Below are 16,312 nucleotides of genomic sequence, written 5' to 3'. Positions count from 1 at the left end.
TGCTGCAACCAAACAAACAAATTTGGCACAAAACGCCAAACCGATTATATAGCTCGACACACTGTTGAGTTCTCAAAAGACACCCGCACCGCAATCACCCACACTCTCCAACAGAGAGCGGGATCCTGAAGACGGATCGCCTCGACCCACCAACACAACCACACCGAGAAACTCGGCGAACCACCGGGGGTCAGTCGTCCGCGGGGCCTGTTGACCGAACCACTCAGGGCCCGTCCTGTCCAGCTCACTCGCTGACAGGAAGAAAGTTACGGCACGGTGTCCGGGGCCGTCAAACCGGGGGGTCCACGGGGCGAACATCAGACGTCGTCGCAGGTCATTGCGGTGCACGAGGGCGAACGCCGAGTTACCGACACCCACTCACCTGGCTATACCGACGATCACCGATCTGTGTGACGCCGACCACGGTCTCTTCGCGATGGGTTGTCCACGTGGTCTTCTCGGTGGTCGGGCCACCATCCGTTCAGGTCGTGAATCGGCCCGTGACCTGCGCAGTCAGGTCACCGTCGCAGTCTGCCGACACGTTCTTGTCCGGTGTCGCCGTGCCCGGTCGGCCGTCGACCGGGCAGCCCGACCGCGCACCGCCCATAGGTCCCTCGCGGGCGACGAGAGCGGGTTCCGGTCCTGCCCACCGTCGGCGATCGTCGTCCACCTCGAGGCGGAACCGTCCGCTGCGGTCCCGTGGGCAACCGTCGGCCGACGTCCTGCGGAACAGGTCGATGAGGCCTCCGACGAGGGGTGGTCCCGGGGGCGATCCCGGCGGCTGCGGGCCGGGCTCCCGAGCCCGACCGTCGCGGGCCTGCTCCGTGTCGCGGGAGCTCGCAGTGGGCGGCACCGGCCTCTCGGTTCTGCGCGATCGATGCTCGCTGGCGCGCACGGCCCATGGATTCTTCGTCACGACGACAGGGTGACGACCCGTCTGACCTGCGAGGACGACCGATGGTGGTCTCCAGCCCGGTGTCTTCACCGCATCAGGGGGGTATCCGTGCCCGTTCCGGCGCGTTGGTCCGTCGAGTGCTCCTCGTCGGATCCTGCAGCGCGTCGGGGGCGAATGCGCGACGCGATCCGACGAGGAGCACTCCCTTCCCTTTCCCGTGCGGGTGACACCGGTCGGCGCCACCGCGAGTCCGGGGTCACGGGGCGGCAGGTGCCGCGGGAACAGCAGGCGCCCCGGGTGCCGGAGGAACAGCGGGCGCACCCGGAGCAGCGGGTGCCGCGGGAGCAGGGGCGCGGCCCTGGCCCGGGGCCGTGGCACCCGGTGCTGCCGGGACGGGCGGCACCGGAGCACCGGCCTGCGGCGCGGGCGGTGCTCCGCCGTCACGACCCGGTCCACCGGCCGGACCGCAGGCACCGGGACCGCCGGGGCCACCCTGGCCGGCACCGTCGGGGCCGCGGCCCGGACCACCACCCTCCCCACGGGGACCACCGTGCCCACCGGGGCCACCGTGCCCACCAGGGCCACCAGGGCCACCAGGGCCACCAGGGCCACGGTCGTCGGCGGCGATGGCCGTCCGGTCGGGGCGGTCGCCCGGACCGGCGAACGCGGTCCCGACGATCAGCCCGCTCGCGGTGGCCCCGACGACCAGGCCGATCAGGCCGGCCGCGACCACAGGCAGCGCGGAACGGCGTCGCAGGGCGGCGAACCGGCGTCGTCGCGGAGGGTCACCCGCGTCGGAGGCCGCGGCCGCCGTCCCCTCCCCGTGCGCGTCGTCCCCGACGTGCGCGCTCGGGGTCCGGGTGGTGGGGGTCTCGTCGGCGGGGACCGGGGGCTGCCGGTCGGTGGGGCGGTCGTCGTCGCCGGGGGTGCGGTTCTCGTCGTTCATGGTTCTCCTCGGAGGGTGCCGGGCCCGGATCAGGGCAGCGGCGGGTGCGGACCGCCGGACGACGGACCGCTGGGAGTCGGGTGGGATCAGCCGGCGGGAGGCCGCGCGGCGTCGACGACGTCGCGGGCGGCGGACGTCGTCGCGGGCAGCAGCTCGGACACCGAGTCGACGACCCGGCTGCCGCCCTGGGACTGCACGATCGTCGTCACCGGGGCGAGTGCCTCGGCGCTCACGACCGCGGGGACCACCCACGAGACCAGCCAGATCACCAGGAGGGCGGTCACGGCGCCGGTGACGGCGCCGACGATGCGGTCCAGGAAGGACAGCTTGCCGCGGGCGAGCACCCGGCTGACCAGTCCGCCGAGGAACCCGCCGACCAGCGAGCCCAGCAGCAGGCCTGCGATCACCCCGGCCAGGCCCCACAGCCAGGCCGAGTCGGGGGTGTCCCCGTAGCGGGCCAGGTTCGAGCCCCAGGCGGCGCCGAGGCCGGCGCCGACCACGAGGCCGAGCAGGCGCCCGGCCCGGGCCACGCCGCCGAGGCGGCGGAACCCGCCGATCGCGGCGGCCAGCACGATGATCAGGACGATCACGTCGAGCAGGGTCATCTCTTCCTCTCCGTGCCGCGGGCCGGACGGCCCGTCGTCTCGGTGTCCGGCTCGACAGTGCCCGCGGTACCTGAGACGGACCTGAATCCGGCGGGTCCTTCAGCTCCCCCTCAGCCGCACGGCGCACCCTTGTCCGGTGAGCACACGCCAGGATGACGACAGCCGTGGCCCCACGACCCGGGTCCTGGTGCTCGAGGACTCGGACGCCATCCGCGAGTCCGTCGTGGACGCGCTGGCCGACGCCGGGCACGTGGCCGAGGGTGTCGTCGACGGCGTCGCGTTCGAGGAGCGGCTCGCCGCGTTCCGGCCCGACCTCGTCGTCCTGGACGTGATGCTGCCCGGCGGGCGCGACGGGTTCGACCTCATCGACGTCGTGCGCGGGCACGGCGACGCCGGGATCGTCATGCTCACCGCGCGCGACGCGCTGGCCGACCGGCTCCGCGGGCTCGACTCCGGCGCCGACGACTACGTCCTGAAGCCGTTCGCGCTCGACGAGCTCGTCGCCCGGGTCGCGGCGGTGCTGCGTCGCCGGGGCAGGCTGCCGTCCGCGGTGCAGGTGGGGGACCTCGTCCTCGACCCGGACGCCGCCGTCGCCGCCCGCGGGGGGACGGTGCTGGAGCTGTCCGCGACCGAGCTGCGGCTGCTCACCTACCTCGCCGAGCAGCGCGGACGGACCGTGTCCAAGGCGCAGATCCTGCGGTCGGTCTGGGGCTACGACGCCTACGACCCCAACCTCGTCGAGGTCCACGTGTCGGCGCTGCGTCGCAAGCTGGAGGCGCACGGCCCCCGGCTGCTGCACACCGTGCGGGGTCTCGGCTACTCGCTGCGCGGACCGGCATGAGCTCCGCCGCCGCGCCGGCCCGCACCACAGCACGGGCCCGCACCGCGACGCCGTCGCTGCGCCGCCGGGTCACCGCCGCGGTGCTCGGGGTGGTGGCGGTGCTGCTGGTCCTGGTGGTGGTGCTCGTCGACGTGCTGCTCGGGGCCCGTCTGGAGTCCGATCTGGACTCCGAACTGCGGGACCGGGTGGTGCAGGCCCAGCAGCTGATCGCCGCGGGCGCCACCCCGGAGGAGCTGGTCACCGGCCTCTCCGGGCAGCAGATCCGGATCAAGGTGACCACCGCCGACGGGAAGGTCATGGGCGACCCCGGTCTGAGCCCACCCGGCACCCCGCCGCCCGGCGGGCGACGGGACCGCGGCCCCGGTGGGGACCACACCGGGGGCGACACCACCGGAGGCGACACCACCGACCACGCCGGGGACGAGCACACCGACGACCCCGCCGTCGTGCCGGCCGTCCCGGTCCCGGGCGGGCGTCCACCCGTCCCGCCGGACGTCGGCAGCCGCACCGTGACCCTCGACGCCACCGACGGGGCGGAGGTCGAGCTCGTCGCCGACGCCGCCGACGTCACCCAGGTCCGCAACGGCCTGCGCGCGGTGCTGGCCGGGTCGGTGCTGCTGACCCTGCTCGTCGCCCTCGGGGCGGTGTCGTTCGTCGTGCGGACCGCGCTGCGTCCCCTGGACCGGATGACCGCGCTCGCCGGGCGGATCACCGCCGGCGAACGCGACGCACGCCTGCGGCCCGACCGCCCGCACACCGACCTCGGCACCGCGGCCGCGGCGATGGACGGCATGCTCGACGCCCTCACCGACGCCGAGCGGCGCTCCCGGGAGGAGGCCGAGCGGACCCGGGTGTTCCTCGCCGACGCCGCGCACGAGCTGCGGACGCCGCTGTCCGGGATCGCCGCCGTCGCCGAGACACTGGAGCGGTCCGGGCTCGACGCCGACCCCGCGCGGCGGGCCCGACGCCTGGAGCTGCTGCTCGGCGAGACGCGCCGGGCCGGGCGGCTGGTCACCGACATGCTCGACCTCGCCCGCATCGACGGCGGCACCGCGGTGGCGCCCCGGGAGGTCGACGTCGCCGGGATCGCCCGCGCCGAGACCGAACGGGCCGCGGTGCTCGCGCCCGGCCTGACCGTCGACGGCCGCGGGGAGCCCGCCACGGTGCGCGCCGACCCGCAGGCGGTGTCGCGCATTCTCGCCAACCTGCTCGACAACGCCCGCAGGCACACCCCCGCCGGCGGCCGGATCGACGTCGTCACCCGGGCCGACCCGGCGGCCGGGACCGTCTCGGTCTCGGTGCGCAACACCGGCACCCCGATCGCCGACGGCGACCGCGAGCGTGTCTTCGACCGGCTCGTCCGGCTGCAGGACGCCCGCGATCGGGACAGCGGCGGCGCCGGGCTCGGCCTGGCGATCGCCCGCGGCCTCGCCCGCGCGCACGGTGGCGACCTCACCTGCCCGCCCGACGACGACGGCGCCACCTTCGTCCTCACCCTGCCCGTGACGGGCCCGGACGAGGGCGGCGGACTACCGTCGTGACGTCACGCAACCGCCAGCCCGACGACACCCGCTCCAGGAGGCCGCGGTGACCGAGGAACCGCGGATCCCCCGGGGTCTGGTGACCGCGTCGAGCCTGGCCTGGCGCGGTCTGCTCGTCGCGACCGCGGTCGCCGTCGTGCTGTGGCTGATCGCGCAGCTCGCGGTGCTCGTCGTACCGGTGGTGCTCGCGCTGATCCTGACCGCGCTGCTCGCGCCGGTGGCCCGGGTCGTGAACCGGGTACCGCTGGTGCCCCGCGGCGTCGCGACGGGCGTCGTCGTCGCCGGCGGACTGGCGGTGGCGGTCGGGGTGCTGTGGTGGGCGGTCGCGGCGTTCCTCGACGGGCTGCCGAGTCTGTCGGCGAGCATCGGGGAGACCGTCGTCGCGCTGCGGGACCGCCTGGCCGGCCCGCCGTTCCGGCTCGACGACACCCAGCTCGCGGCCGTCTTCCAGTCGGTGCTCGACACTCTGCAACGCAACCAGGCCGCGCTGGCGAACAACGTGATCGGCGCCCTGGGCACCGCGGGCGAGCTGGCCGCCGAGACCCTGCTCATGCTGTTCGTGCTGATCTTCCTGATCCACGACGGAGCGCGGATCTGGCGGTTCGTCCTCGGTGCGGTGCCGCAGCACGTGCGCCGCCGGGCCGACGTCGCGGGCCGGCGGGCGTTCGCGTCGCTGGTCGGCTACACGCGGGCGACGGTCGTCGTCGCGGCGGTCGACGCAGTCACGGCCGCGGTCGGCCTGTGGGCGATCGGGGTGCCGCTGGTCGTCCCGCTGGCGACGCTGATCTTCTTCGGCGCGTTCGTCCCGACCGTCGGCGCCGTCGTGACCGGGATCGTGGCGGTGCTGGTCGCGCTCGCCTCCGGCGGTTGGGTGGACGCGCTGCTGGTGATCGGTCTGCTCCTGATCGTGCAGAACGTCGAGGGCTACATCCTGCAGCCGTTGCTGCTGGGCCGGTCGGTGCGGCTGCACCCGCTCGCGGTGGTGCTGCCGATCAGCGCCGGCCTGATCGTCGGCGGGGTCCCCGGGGCGCTGCTCGCGGTGCCGCTGGTGACCCTCGCCGACGCCGGGGTCCGCTCACTGCGCCGGCCCGGCGACGGGACGCTGCGCGACGCGGGCACCGTCGACCCGTTGGACCCGCGGTCGGCGCGGCCGCTGCGCGGCGAGGGCCCCGGACCGGCCACGCTCCCCGGTCCGGTCTGATCCGCGACGCTGCGCGCCACGGAGGGACACAGGTCGGATGCGGGGTACGGTGGGGCCGTTCCGCGTCCCGGGTCTCCCCGGGCGCCGACAACCGGCCCGCACCGGGCCAGGAGTTGATGTGACCGAACTGGAGCCGACGACCGGCGACGCGACCGTAGTTCCGGACGCGCCGGCCGTGGTCGATCGGCGCTGGACCAACGCCCCCTGTGCCGCACTCACCGTCGGGACCGACGGGACCGTGATGCAGGCGAACGACGCCGCACACCCGCTTCTGCCCCGGGTCCGCGTCGGGGACCCGGTGTCCCGGGTCGCCCCGTGGCTGGCGACCGCGGGTGGCTGCGACCAGAGCATCCCCCGGGCGTTCTCCGACGTCGTCGGCGGCCGCGCGCTGGAGGCACAGCCCGTCCGGCACGAGGACGGCTCGGTCACCTGGTGGCTGTTCGACGTCACCGACGTCCGGTCGATCCGCGACGAGCTGCACCTGGAACAGGCCCGCGCCGCGTTCCTGTCCGAGGCCTCGGCCGCGCTGCTGGGCTCGCTGAACCTCCGTCGCTGCATGGAGGTCACCGCCCAGCTCGCCGTGAGCCGGCTGGCCGACGGGGCGCTCGTGATGACCCCGGGCACCCGCGGGCAGTTCGAGGTCGTCGACGCCGTGAGCGGCGGCCCGCTGCGGCACCGGGCGCTGCACGTCGACCCGGACGAGGTCCCCGGCCTGGCCGAGGCGCTGCAGGGCTTCCCACCGGTCCCCTCGCGCTGGATCGACCCCGCCGTCGCTCCCGCCTGGGTGACACCGGAGGGGTTCGGCGACGTCGGCTCGATCGTCGTCACCCCGCTGCCGGGGCACGGCATCCCGGCCGGTGCCATCGTGCTCCTGCGTCGCGCCGACGCCGGGCCGTTCAGCGAGGGCGAGGAGGCGACCGCCCGCGAGTTCGCCGCCCGGTCGGGACTCGCGATGTCCGCGGCCCGCATGTTCGCCCAGCAGGCCTCGATCACCGAGGTCCTCATGCGCGACCTGCTGCCGCCGTCGCTGCAGCACGTCTGCGGCGTCGAGTTCGCCGGTGGCTACCGGCCGGCGCAGGACTCCGAGCGGGTCGGCGGGGACTTCTACGACGTGCACTCCGGCGTGGACGGGTCCGAGGAGACCCTCGCCGTGCTGGGGGACGTGTGCGGCAAGGGCCTGGAGGCCGCCGTGCTCACCGGCAAGATCCGCAGCGCGGTGCACGCGCTGCTGCCGATGGCCGACGACCACCTGCGGCTGCTGCGCCTGCTCAACAACGCGCTGCTGTCCGACGACCACGCCCGTTTCGTGACGCTGGTGCTGGCGTCGGTGTCGCGCGCCGGAGCGGACGTCCGGCTGCGCCTCACCTGCGCGGGCCACCCGCCGCCGATGATCATCCGCGCCGACGGCCGCGTCGAGGACGCGGCGACGCTCGGCACGCTGATCGGGGCGCTGCCCGAGGTCCACGCGTCGACGTGGGAGACCCGGCTCGGGCCCGGCGAGACCTGTCTGCTGTACACCGACGGCATCACCGAGGCCCAGGGCGGCCCGCTGGGCCGCGAGCAGTTCGGCGAGGAGCGCCTGCGTCGCGCGGCCGCCGAGTGCGCCGGGATGCCGGCCGAGGCCGTCGTCGAGCGGGTGCAGATGCTCGCCACCGAGTGGGTGGGCCGCAACGCGCACGACGACATGGCCCTCCTCGCGGTCACCGCTCCGCGCGGCCGACACCTCACCGCGGTGGGTGGTTCGAGCCGGGGCAGGTACACCGCATGACGCCCGGGCGCTACACCGACCTGCTGTGGGACGCGGTGCTGCGCAGCGACGAGTACACCGCGGTCGACGTCGTCGTGGACGCGCTGCGCGACGGCCTGGACGCCGAGACGGTGCTGCTCGAGGTGATCGGCGCGGTACAGCAGCGGGTGGGGCGCGAGTGGGCGGCCAACCGCATCTCCGTCGCCCAGGAGCACGCCGCGACCGCGATCAACGAGCGGGTGATCAGCACCCTGGCGCTGTCCAGCGGTCGTCGCCGCGGCGACCTGGGCCGGATCACCGTCGCCTGCGTCGACGGCGAGTGGCACGCGCTGCCCGCCCGGCTGCTCGCCGAGGTGCTGCGGCTGCGCGGGTTCAGCGTCGACTACCTGGGTGCGCAGGTCCCCGCGGCGCACCTGGTCACCCACCTGCACCGGACCGGCCCGGACGCGGTGGCGCTGTCGTCGTCGATCGCGACCCGGCTGCCGACCGCGCACGCCACCATCACGGCCTGCCAGGCCGCGGGCGTCCCGGTGATCGTCGGCGGCGGGGCGTTCGGGCCGGACGGCCGCTACGCCCGCCTGCTCGGCGCCGACGCCTGGGCCCCGGACGCACGGGCCGCCGCACGGACCCTCGCCGACGGGCTGCCCGCCCCGGCGCACCCGCACGCCCAGCCGCTCGACGATCTGCCGCACCTGTCCGACCAGGAGTACACGCTGGTCACCCGTGGTGCGCCGCGGCTGGTCGCGGCGGTGCTGGACCGTCTGCCCGAGCGTGTCCCGGCGATGGCCGACTACGACGACGACCAGCGCCGGCACACCGCCGAGGACGTCCGGCACGTGGTCGACTTCCTCGCCGTCGCCCTCTACACCGGCGACGCCGAACTGTTCGAGCAGTTCCTCGGCTGGACCGCCGAGGTGCTCGAGGCCCGGTCGGTCCCGGTGGCCGTCCTGCGCCCGGTCCTGGACCTGCTCGGCGACGAGCTGCGCGACTTCCCCCGGGCGGCGGGGCTGCTGCGGCACGCGACCGCGTCCGCGGCGCTCACCCGCGGCCCGGGCTCTCCCGTCCCGACCGGGACCGTCACCGAGGGCGCCCACACCGACACAGACGCCGACACCGACGCCACGACCCTGCACCGAACCGGAAGGCCCGCATGAGCGACCCGCGAGCGCTGTCCCTCACCTGGACCAGCCCCGCGCCCGACCTCGTGACGGTCGCGCCGGACGGTGATCTCGACTACGCCACCTCCGACGCCCTGGCCGACGCCGTCGCCGCCCTGCTGGACGAGCGGCCCGGCATCCGCGAGCTGCGAATCGACTGCGCCGGGATCGCGTACTGCGACTCCTACGGCCTGTCGTCGCTGCTGATGGTCCGCAGGCGTACCCACGCCGCAGGGGTCGTGCTGCACCTGGACAACCGCTCCGCCGCGCTGGAGCGGCTGCTGCGCGTCACCAGCACGCTGGAGCACCTCACCGGCGCCGGCGGGTCGGCCCGGGAGCAGAAGCTCGACACCTGAGCCCGCTCGGCCGGCGTGGCGACGCCGGACATGAAATCCCACCGACCGGGTACCCGCCTGTCATGACGACGCCGGAGAAGGACCAGCGCGACGAGAACCCGGTCCCGACCGAGCAGAGCGACACCCCGGTCGACGAGACCCCCGACGGCGACGGCGTCCATCTCGCCGCCCAGCCCGTCGAGGACGACGACCCCCGCCCTGCGGCGTCCTGAGCAACGCACCCGTTACGGAAGGACTGCACAGACCATGGCCACGATCCGTTACACCGTCCCCGGCCTCGAGCGCGGCGACGCCGAGCAGGTCGTCCACATCCTGCAGCACCGCCTGCACGCCCTGAACGACCTCCAGCTCACGCTCAAGCACGTGCACTGGAACGTGATCGGCCCGAACTTCATCGCGGTGCACGAGATGCTCGACCCGCAGGTGGAGGCGGTCCGCGGGTTCGTCGACGACGTCGCCGAGCGCATCGCGACCCTCGGCGGCTCGCCGAACGGCACCCCCGGCGCACTGGTCAGGGACCGCACCTGGGACGACTACTCGATCGGCCGCGACCAGGCGATCGCCCACCTCGGCGCGCTCGACGTCGTCTACACCGGCGTGATCTCCGACCACCGCACCCAGATCGAGAAGGTCGGCGCGCTCGACCCGGTGACCGAGGACATGCTCATCGCCCAGGCGGGCGAGCTCGAGCAGTACCAGTGGTTCGTCCGGGCGCACCTGGAGAACGCCGACGGTTCGCTGAACACGCAGGGCAGCAGCGGTGAGGCGGGCGCGGCCGACGCCGCACGCTGATCTTCCCGCCGCTCGATCCCGAGGCCCGGTCCCGCCGTCGTGCGGGGCCGGGCCTCCGTCGTGCTCAGCCCGAGCCGGCCCCCTCGACGGCGCCCACCCACAGGGCCATCGCCAGCGTCGGGCCCCACTCGTGCTCGACCTCGGCCGGTGCGGGGCGGGCCTGCTCGCGGTCACGGCGCAGCCGCACCACGAACGGCCCCTCGAACGGCTTGCGGGTCAACAGGTCGACCCGGTCGCCGAGGCGTACGTCGTGCGCGTCGAGGAAGCGGAGCACCTCGGGGTCGGTGTCGTCGACGCGGACCAGGGTGCCGCCCTCGCCGTAGCGCAGGTCCGGCAGCCGGCGGGCGTGGACCACCGGCATCGTGCCGTCACTCGCCGGGATGGGATCGCCGTGCGGGTCGAACCGGGGATGCCCGAGCCGGCTGTCGATCCGGTCGAGCAACCGGTCGGAGACGGCGTGCTCGAGCGCCTCCGCCTCCTCGTGGACCTCGTCCCACGCCAGGTCCAGCTCGGTGACCAGGAACATCTCCAGCAGCCGGTGCCTGCGCACCACGGCGAGCGCGGAGGCCCGCCCGGCCGGGGTGAGGGTGATCCCGGCGTAGCGGGCGTGGTCGACCAGCCCGGCGTCGACGAGCTTGCGCACCATCCCCGACGCCGACGGCGACGAGACCTGCAGCCGCTCGGCCAGCGCGGAGACCCCGACCGACCCCTCCCACCGCTCCGAGAGCAGGAAGATGGTCTTCAGGTAGTTCTCCACGGACTCCGAGAGGCGCTCCGCGCTCATGCCATCACGGTATCCCGGCGCGGGGGACTCAGGCGGCTCCGGCCGCGCAGAGCCGGGCCAGCAGACCGGCGTCGACCGGCGAGCCGAGCGCCCCGCCGAGGGTCAGCCCGTTGACCGCGGCGGCCAGCAGGGCGCGCCGGTCGGCGTCGTCGGGGAGGAGCCGGGCGGCGGCCGCGTCGAGCGCGGCGTCCCAGCGGTCCAGCTCTCCGCGCAGGTCCGGGCGCCGCGCGGCCAGCAGGAACAGCTCGTACTCGGCGATCGCGGTGACCCGCTCCTGACGGGCGCAGTCCTCGACGAGCGCGACGAGGTCGTCGGGGGTCGTGACCGCGTCGAGCCGGGCGATCCAGCGGTCGTTCACCGCGGTGAGGGTCGCGACCAGCAGCGCATCGACGCTGGGGTGGTAGTAGAAGACCGCGCTGGGCGGCGCCCCCGCCTCCGCGGCGACCGCCCGCTGGCTGACCGCGGCGACCCCGCCCGCGCCGACCAGCCGCAGCGTGGCCTCGACCAGCTCGCGACGGCGCCGGTCCCCCCGACGGCGACGGCCGTCGCCCCCGGGTGTGTCCGGTCCCGTCGGATCAGGCATGCGAGGTCGCACCACCCAGCTCCAGGGCGAGCACCCCGGCGATCACCAGCCCGATCCCGCCGAGCTGGACCCAGGTCAGCGACTCACCGAGGAAGAACACCCCGATCAGGGCGACGAGCGCCACCCCCGCCGCGGCCCAGGTGCCGTAGGCGACCCCGAGCGACATCCCGCGGCCGAGCGCCTGGGACAGCGACCAGAATGCCAGCCCGTAGCCGACCACCGTGATCACCGACGGCACCAACCTGCTGAAACCCTGCGAGAACCGCAGCGCCACCGTTCCGGTGACCTCGGCGCCGATCGCGAGCGCGAGCCATCCCCACATCGCCGGGCTCCTCCCCCTCTGTCCCGTTACCGGCCACATTGTAGAGCGATCGCTCAGGTTTTCTGCCACCCGGACGAACGAGCCCGACATGATTGTCATTGGCTTACGGTGGATCATCGTGACCACGCAGAGCAGTCGGACGACCGCGCCCGGTTTCCCCGCACCCCGCCGTCCGCGCGACGAAGGCTCCGTCGCGGACGTCGCGTCCCGCCTCGTGGCCCTGCGACGACGGCTGGAGCGCACCGACCTGCGGCCCGCCCCGGACACCGACGACGCGTTCGGCGAGCTCGTCGGGCTCTGTTGCTTCCCGCCCGCGGGCTGTACCGAGGGCGTCCTGGCGCGGGTCGCCCCGCACTCGGACGCCCTGCGGACCCTGGCCGCGACCGGCGAGGGCCACATGGAGAGCCACTGGGCGGGCCGGATCGCCGCCGCCCCCGACGCCCGGGCCGAGCTGGAACGGTTCCCCTACCTGGGCAACTACCACGACCTCGTCCGGCTGGAACTCGCCGCGCTGACCGCCGTCGGCCTGCCGGCGCCGCGCCGCGTCGTCGTGCTCGGATCGGGGCCGCTGCCCCTGACCGGTCTGGTGCTGGCCACCGAGCACGACGCGCAGGTGCTGCACGTCGACCGGGACCGGGCTGCCGCCGCCGCGGGGGACGCGGTCGCGGCCGCCCTCGGGACCGACGGGCGGGTCCGCAGTCTGGTCGCCGACCTCGACGACCCGCGGCTGTCCCCCGCCCTCGCCGACGAGCTGGGGCGGGCCGACCTCGTGCTCGTCGGGGCACTGGTCGGTGCCGACGCCGCCGCCAAGGCCGCGATCACCGCCCGGCTGGTCACGGCGACCGGCCCGGGCGCGACCCTGCTCGTCCGGTCCGCCGCGGGGCTGCGGACGCTGCTCTACCCCGAGATCGTCCCGGCCGACCTGCCCGCACTCGACGTGCTCCTCGAGGTGCACCCGCGCACCGACGTCGTCAACTCCGTCCTGGTGGCCCGCGCCGCCACGTGAGGTGCGTCGCTCCCGGGGTTGGGAGCGGGTCCGGCCGGGCAACCGCCGTCCGACAGGGCGCAGCGGCGCGCCGGAGGACGACGGACCGAGGAGGTCGGGTCGATGATGCGCACGACGGGCGGGTTCTCCCGGCCCTTCACCCCGGTACAGCCGGTCGCTGCGGCGTTCGCCGTAGCGTTCCTGCTGGTCGGAGCCCTGGGATTCGTCCCGGGGGTGACCTCGGGCGAACTCGCCGTGCTGCCCGGTGTGGGCACCGCGGTGCTCGCCGGGCTGCTGCCGGTGTCGCTGCTGCAAAACGTTCTGCACCTGGTCACCGGGCTGGCCGGGCTGGTCTGCGCGCGCTCCCGTGTCGCGTCGCGGGTGGTGCTCGCGGCCGGCGGCGTCGTCGCGCTGCTGAGCGCCGCCGTCGCCCCGGACGTCGTGGGTGCGGCCCTGGTGGTCGTCGCCGTCGCGATGATCGGTTGCGCGACGCTGCTGCGCGGCCGTCCCGTGGTGCGCCCGCCCCGCCACGGAGCCGCCGCGGCCTGACACCTGGACGGGGCGTGACCCCCGTGGTCCGATGGCGGTGTGTCCGACACACCGTCCGCCGGGACCCCGGTCACCGGACGACACCCCGACCACGGCCACGAGGCCGAGGTCGGCGACCCGGTGTGCTGGCTGGACCGGCTCTGTTCGGACTGCGGGGCGATGCCCTCCCCCACCGGCGACGGCGGGCCGCCGCAGACCTGCTGGCGCTGCGGCGCCGCCGTCACGCACCCGTCCGGCTTGCGATCGCCTGACGATCGTCTCCGGCCCGGCGCCGGAGTCGACGGGACCGGCCCGGATCCGGTGGAATCGCCGTCATCATGAGCGAACACGGCCGGACCCGGGTGCTGCTGGTCGACGACGACGTCCGGATCGGGCGTGCCCTCGGTCTCGCCCTGGGCGACGAGGGCGTCGACGTCGAGGCGGTGCACACCGGCGAGCAGGCCCTGGTCAGTGCCGCCCGGCCGGACGTCGACGTGGTGCTGCTGGACCTGATGTTGCCCGGCATCGACGGCCTCACGGTCTGCCGGCGGCTGCGGGAGACCGGTGACCTGCCGATCATCATGGTGACCGCGCGCTCGGACTCCGCCGACGTCATCGCCGGGCTGGAGGCGGGAGCCGACGACTACGTGACCAAGCCACTGGTGGCCGGGGAGCTGGCCGCCCGCATCCGGGCGCTGCTGCGTCGCCGGCGTCCGGCATCGGCGGCACCGCGCCGGGTCACCGTCGGGGACGTGGAGCTGCGCCCGGACGAGGGCACCGTGCTCCGGGACGGCGTCCCGGTGCACCTGACCCGCACCGAGTTCCGGCTGTTCGCCGAGCTCGCCGCGGCGGGCGGGCGGATCGTGACCCGCGACGAGCTGCTGTCGCGGGTGTGGGGCTACGAGTACCACGGCGACACCCGGCTGCTGGACGTCCACGTGCGACGGCTGCGACGCAAGGTCGAGCTCGACCCGGACCGGCCGGTCCTCGTGCTGACCGTGCGCGGCTCCGGGTACAAGATCGGCGACGCCGGACCGGACGCCGCGCTGCCGGGCGTCGTCCCGGTGTCGGGCCGCGGCGGGTGAGCGGGCGCGGCAGGATGCGGTCCGTGCTGGACCGACTGCCGCTGGACCGACTGCCACTGGGCCGGCTTCCGCTGCGTCACCGGATCGGCGTCGCGTTCGCCGGGGTGTCGATGGTGGTGACCGGGTTGTTCGCGGCGGTCACCTGGAACCTCGCGTCGTACTACCTGGTGGAGCAGCGGGTGGAGAGCGCCACCCGGCAGCTCGCGGTGAACCTCCAGCTCGTCGAGCGGGCGATGGTGGACGACACGCACGTCGGCGGTCTCGACGACCTGCTGACCGGCCTCGCGGGCACCCCCGGCACCACGGTCGCGCTGCGCCGCGACGGGACGTGGACGACCAGCGGCCGTGAGGTCGATCCCGGGGCGCTGCCGGCGGGGCTGCTGGCGATGGCCGGGAACGGGACCGGGGCACGGCAGCGGGTGATGGTGGCGGGGATGCCGAGCGTCGTCGTCGCGGCGCCGATGTCCGGCGGCGATGTGTTCGTCGAGGTCTTCCCGATGCAGCGGCTCGACGCCAACCTGAAGTTCCTCAGCGTCGTGCTGTTCGCCGGCGTCGCGGTGAGCGCCCTGCTGGGGCTCGCGCTGGGCTAGTGGGCCGGGCGGCGCGCGCTGCTGCCGCTCACCGCGGTGACCCGAGCCGCGGAGCGGATCGCCGGCGGCGACCTGACCGCACGGCTGCCGTCGAGCACCGACGCCGAGCTCGCCCCGCTCGTCGCGACGTTCAACCGGACCGCCGACGACCTGGAGCAGCGGGTGTCGCGCGACGCCCGGTTCGCCGCGGACGTCGCGCACGAGCTGCGTTCACCGCTGACGACGCTGGTGAACGCGGCCGCGGTGCTGACCCGGCGGCGCGCCGAGCTCGCGCCGACCGCGCGGGAGGCCGTCGAGCTGCTCGACGGCGAGATCCAGCGCTTCCGCCGGATGGTCCTGGACCTGCTGGAGATCTCCCGCAGCGACACCCTGCAGCGGGAGGACGGCGAGCTCGGTGCGCTGGTCCGCGGGCTCGTCGCGGTCCGCGGCGGGGAGCACGTCCCCGAGGTCGACGCCCCGGAGCCGGTGACCGTGCGGGTCGACCGCCGTCGCCTCGACCAGATCCTGGGCAACCTGCTGGACAACGCCGACGCGCACGGCGACGGCGCGCTGCGGATCGGCGTGGCGCGCCGGGGCCGGTTCGCCCGGATCGAGGTCGACGACGCGGGCCCCGGCATCCCGCCCGAGCAGCGGCGAGCGGTGTTCGAACGGTTCGCCCGTGGCACCCTGGCCGGCAGCCGCGGCGACGGCGGCGGCACCGGTCTCGGGCTGTCCCTGGTCGCCGCGCACGTGCGCCGGCACGACGGTCGGGTGTGGGTGGAGGAACGCCCCGGCGGCGGGACCCGGGTCGTCGTCGAGTTGCCGGGGGTGGACACGTGAGGACCCGGCTGTGCACCGCCGCGCTGGGGCTGCTGCTCGTCGCCGGGTGCGGGGTGACCCTCGACGACGAGCCGGAGCCGATCGCCCCGCCCGCCGGCACGGCCGCCCCCACCCCCACGGTGACGGTCCTCCCGACACCGACACCGCCTCGTGCACCCGCACCCGCACCCGCGCCCGCTACCGGCGACGACGCCGGCGCGGGTCCGACGCGCAGCTGATGCAGGTCGTCGCGGCGGGCAGCGCCTCGAGCCGTTCCGGCGCGATCGGTCCGCCGCAGACCACGCAGCGCCCGTAGCCGCCCGCGGCCAGGCGCTCCGCCGCCCGGTCGAGGTCGTCGCGCTCCTGCTCCGCGGCGGCGAGCAGCCCCTGGAGCTGGGCGCGCTGCACCGCGATCGTCACGCCCTCGGGGTCGTGCTCGTCGTCGTGGCTGGTCAGGGCCTGCTGGTCGGCGAGGTCGTCGAGCTCGTGGCGCAGCGAGCCGACCCACTCCTGGGCACGGGCGCGGGCGGCGGCGAGGGTGGTGGGGTCCACCACC

20 protein-coding genes and 1 pseudogene are annotated in these 16,312 nt (G+C 75.0%); 15 read left to right on the top strand and 6 right to left on the bottom strand.

Going from position 1 to position 16,312, the window contains the following annotated elements; all coding sequences use genetic code 11:
- Positions 1–1,151 precede the first annotated feature (1,151 nt).
- A complete protein-coding gene (locus FVA95_RS31395; protein WP_149665485.1) occupies positions 1,152–1,841 on the bottom strand; it encodes a hypothetical protein in 690 nt (229 codons plus the stop codon).
- A gap of 86 nt (positions 1,842–1,927) precedes the next feature.
- Positions 1,928–2,446: a CvpA family protein gene (locus tag FVA95_RS19600; RefSeq protein ID WP_149665484.1), complete on the bottom strand. Its 519-nt coding sequence runs from the start codon at positions 2,444–2,446 to the stop codon at positions 1,928–1,930.
- 136 nt (positions 2,447–2,582) lie between these two features.
- Between FVA95_RS19600 and FVA95_RS19595 the strand changes: the two genes are divergently transcribed.
- The 8 genes from FVA95_RS19595 to FVA95_RS19565 all read left to right on the top strand — a co-directional run bounded on the left by FVA95_RS19595 (position 2,583) and on the right by FVA95_RS19565 (position 10,081).
- Positions 2,583–3,287 (top strand): response regulator transcription factor, encoded by a 705-nt coding sequence (locus tag FVA95_RS19595; RefSeq protein WP_149665483.1) that lies wholly within the window; start codon positions 2,583–2,585, stop codon positions 3,285–3,287.
- Positions 3,284–4,828, top strand: coding sequence for a cell wall metabolism sensor histidine kinase WalK (locus FVA95_RS19590; RefSeq protein WP_149665482.1), 1,545 nt, complete (start codon positions 3,284–3,286; stop codon positions 4,826–4,828). Before FVA95_RS19595 ends, FVA95_RS19590 begins: the two co-directional genes overlap by 4 nt.
- Positions 4,829–4,874: 46 nt before the next feature.
- Complete coding sequence (locus FVA95_RS19585) at positions 4,875–6,029, top strand: AI-2E family transporter (RefSeq protein ID WP_149665481.1); 1,155 nt, start codon at positions 4,875–4,877, stop codon at positions 6,027–6,029.
- Positions 6,030–6,147: 118 nt separating this feature from the next.
- Complete coding sequence (locus FVA95_RS19580) at positions 6,148–7,797, top strand: PP2C family protein-serine/threonine phosphatase (RefSeq protein WP_240051610.1); 1,650 nt, start codon at positions 6,148–6,150, stop codon at positions 7,795–7,797.
- A complete protein-coding gene (locus FVA95_RS19575) occupies positions 7,794–8,930 on the top strand; it encodes a B12-binding domain-containing protein (RefSeq protein ID WP_149665479.1) in 1,137 nt (378 codons plus the stop codon). The genes FVA95_RS19580 and FVA95_RS19575 overlap by 4 nt, the downstream gene beginning before the upstream one ends.
- Entirely contained in the window at positions 8,927–9,289 is a 363-nt protein-coding gene (locus FVA95_RS19570; protein WP_149665478.1) for an STAS domain-containing protein, read from the top strand. Before FVA95_RS19575 ends, FVA95_RS19570 begins: the two co-directional genes overlap by 4 nt.
- Positions 9,290–9,351: 62 nt before the next feature.
- Positions 9,352–9,501 (top strand): hypothetical protein, encoded by a 150-nt coding sequence (locus tag FVA95_RS30905; RefSeq protein ID WP_161992361.1) that lies wholly within the window; start codon positions 9,352–9,354, stop codon positions 9,499–9,501.
- Positions 9,502–9,535: 34 nt separating this feature from the next.
- On the top strand, positions 9,536–10,081 hold the full coding sequence (locus tag FVA95_RS19565; protein WP_149665477.1) for a Dps family protein: 546 nt from the start codon (positions 9,536–9,538) through the stop codon (positions 10,079–10,081).
- Positions 10,082–10,145: 64 nt separating this feature from the next.
- On the opposite strand, the gene FVA95_RS19560 is transcribed toward FVA95_RS19565, so the two are convergent.
- Genes FVA95_RS19560 through FVA95_RS19550 form a run of 3 tightly spaced genes read right to left on the bottom strand, consistent with a single transcriptional unit; the run spans position 10,146 to position 11,770 of the window.
- Positions 10,146–10,865, bottom strand: coding sequence for a metal-dependent transcriptional regulator (locus FVA95_RS19560; protein ID WP_240051609.1), 720 nt, complete (start codon positions 10,863–10,865; stop codon positions 10,146–10,148).
- Positions 10,866–10,893: 28 nt separating this feature from the next.
- Positions 10,894–11,448: a TetR/AcrR family transcriptional regulator gene (locus FVA95_RS19555; RefSeq protein ID WP_149665476.1), complete on the bottom strand. Its 555-nt coding sequence runs from the start codon at positions 11,446–11,448 to the stop codon at positions 10,894–10,896.
- A complete protein-coding gene (locus tag FVA95_RS19550; RefSeq protein ID WP_149665475.1) occupies positions 11,441–11,770 on the bottom strand; it encodes a multidrug efflux SMR transporter in 330 nt (109 codons plus the stop codon). The genes FVA95_RS19555 and FVA95_RS19550 overlap by 8 nt, the downstream gene beginning before the upstream one ends.
- A 118-nt stretch (positions 11,771–11,888) precedes the next feature.
- On the opposite strand from FVA95_RS19550, the gene FVA95_RS19545 reads away from it, so the two are divergent.
- From FVA95_RS19545 to FVA95_RS19525, 7 genes and pseudogenes are all read left to right on the top strand, one after another.
- Complete coding sequence (locus FVA95_RS19545) at positions 11,889–12,776, top strand: nicotianamine synthase family protein (protein ID WP_161992360.1); 888 nt, start codon at positions 11,889–11,891, stop codon at positions 12,774–12,776.
- A gap of 102 nt (positions 12,777–12,878) precedes the next feature.
- Positions 12,879–13,304 carry a DUF4383 domain-containing protein gene (locus FVA95_RS19540; protein ID WP_149665473.1) on the top strand — a complete coding sequence of 142 codons (426 nt, stop codon included), beginning with the start codon at positions 12,879–12,881 and terminating at the stop codon, positions 13,302–13,304.
- 317 nt (positions 13,305–13,621) lie between these two features.
- Positions 13,622–14,368 carry a response regulator transcription factor gene (locus tag FVA95_RS19535; protein WP_149665472.1) on the top strand — a complete coding sequence of 249 codons (747 nt, stop codon included), beginning with the start codon at positions 13,622–13,624 and terminating at the stop codon, positions 14,366–14,368.
- A gap of 23 nt (positions 14,369–14,391) precedes the next feature.
- On the top strand, positions 14,392–14,958 hold the full coding sequence (locus FVA95_RS33985; protein ID WP_368667340.1) for a hypothetical protein: 567 nt from the start codon (positions 14,392–14,394) through the stop codon (positions 14,956–14,958).
- Between the two features lie 12 nt (positions 14,959–14,970).
- Positions 14,971–15,315 (top strand): annotated as a pseudogene (locus tag FVA95_RS33980) (histidine kinase dimerization/phospho-acceptor domain-containing protein); the annotation flags it as partial.
- Positions 15,289–15,777, top strand: coding sequence for a sensor histidine kinase (locus FVA95_RS33975; RefSeq protein WP_368667341.1), 489 nt, complete (start codon positions 15,289–15,291; stop codon positions 15,775–15,777). The pseudogene FVA95_RS33980 and the gene FVA95_RS33975, both read left to right, overlap by 27 nt.
- On the top strand, positions 15,774–15,995 hold the full coding sequence (locus tag FVA95_RS19525; RefSeq protein WP_149665471.1) for a hypothetical protein: 222 nt from the start codon (positions 15,774–15,776) through the stop codon (positions 15,993–15,995). Before FVA95_RS33975 ends, FVA95_RS19525 begins: the two co-directional genes overlap by 4 nt.
- Here FVA95_RS19525 and FVA95_RS19520 read toward each other — a convergent pair.
- On the bottom strand, positions 15,955–16,308 hold the full coding sequence (locus FVA95_RS19520; protein WP_020621482.1) for a TraR/DksA C4-type zinc finger protein: 354 nt from the start codon (positions 16,306–16,308) through the stop codon (positions 15,955–15,957). The two genes, FVA95_RS19525 and FVA95_RS19520, sit on opposite strands and share 41 nt — an antisense overlap.
- Positions 16,309–16,312 lie beyond the last annotated feature (4 nt).

The organism is Pseudonocardia sp. EV170527-09, from assembly GCF_008369905.1.
Classification (GTDB): domain Bacteria; phylum Actinomycetota; class Actinomycetes; order Mycobacteriales; family Pseudonocardiaceae; genus Pseudonocardia.
Note: the sequence above shows the minus strand (reverse complement) of the source record. Positions and strands in the feature narration are given on the sequence as shown.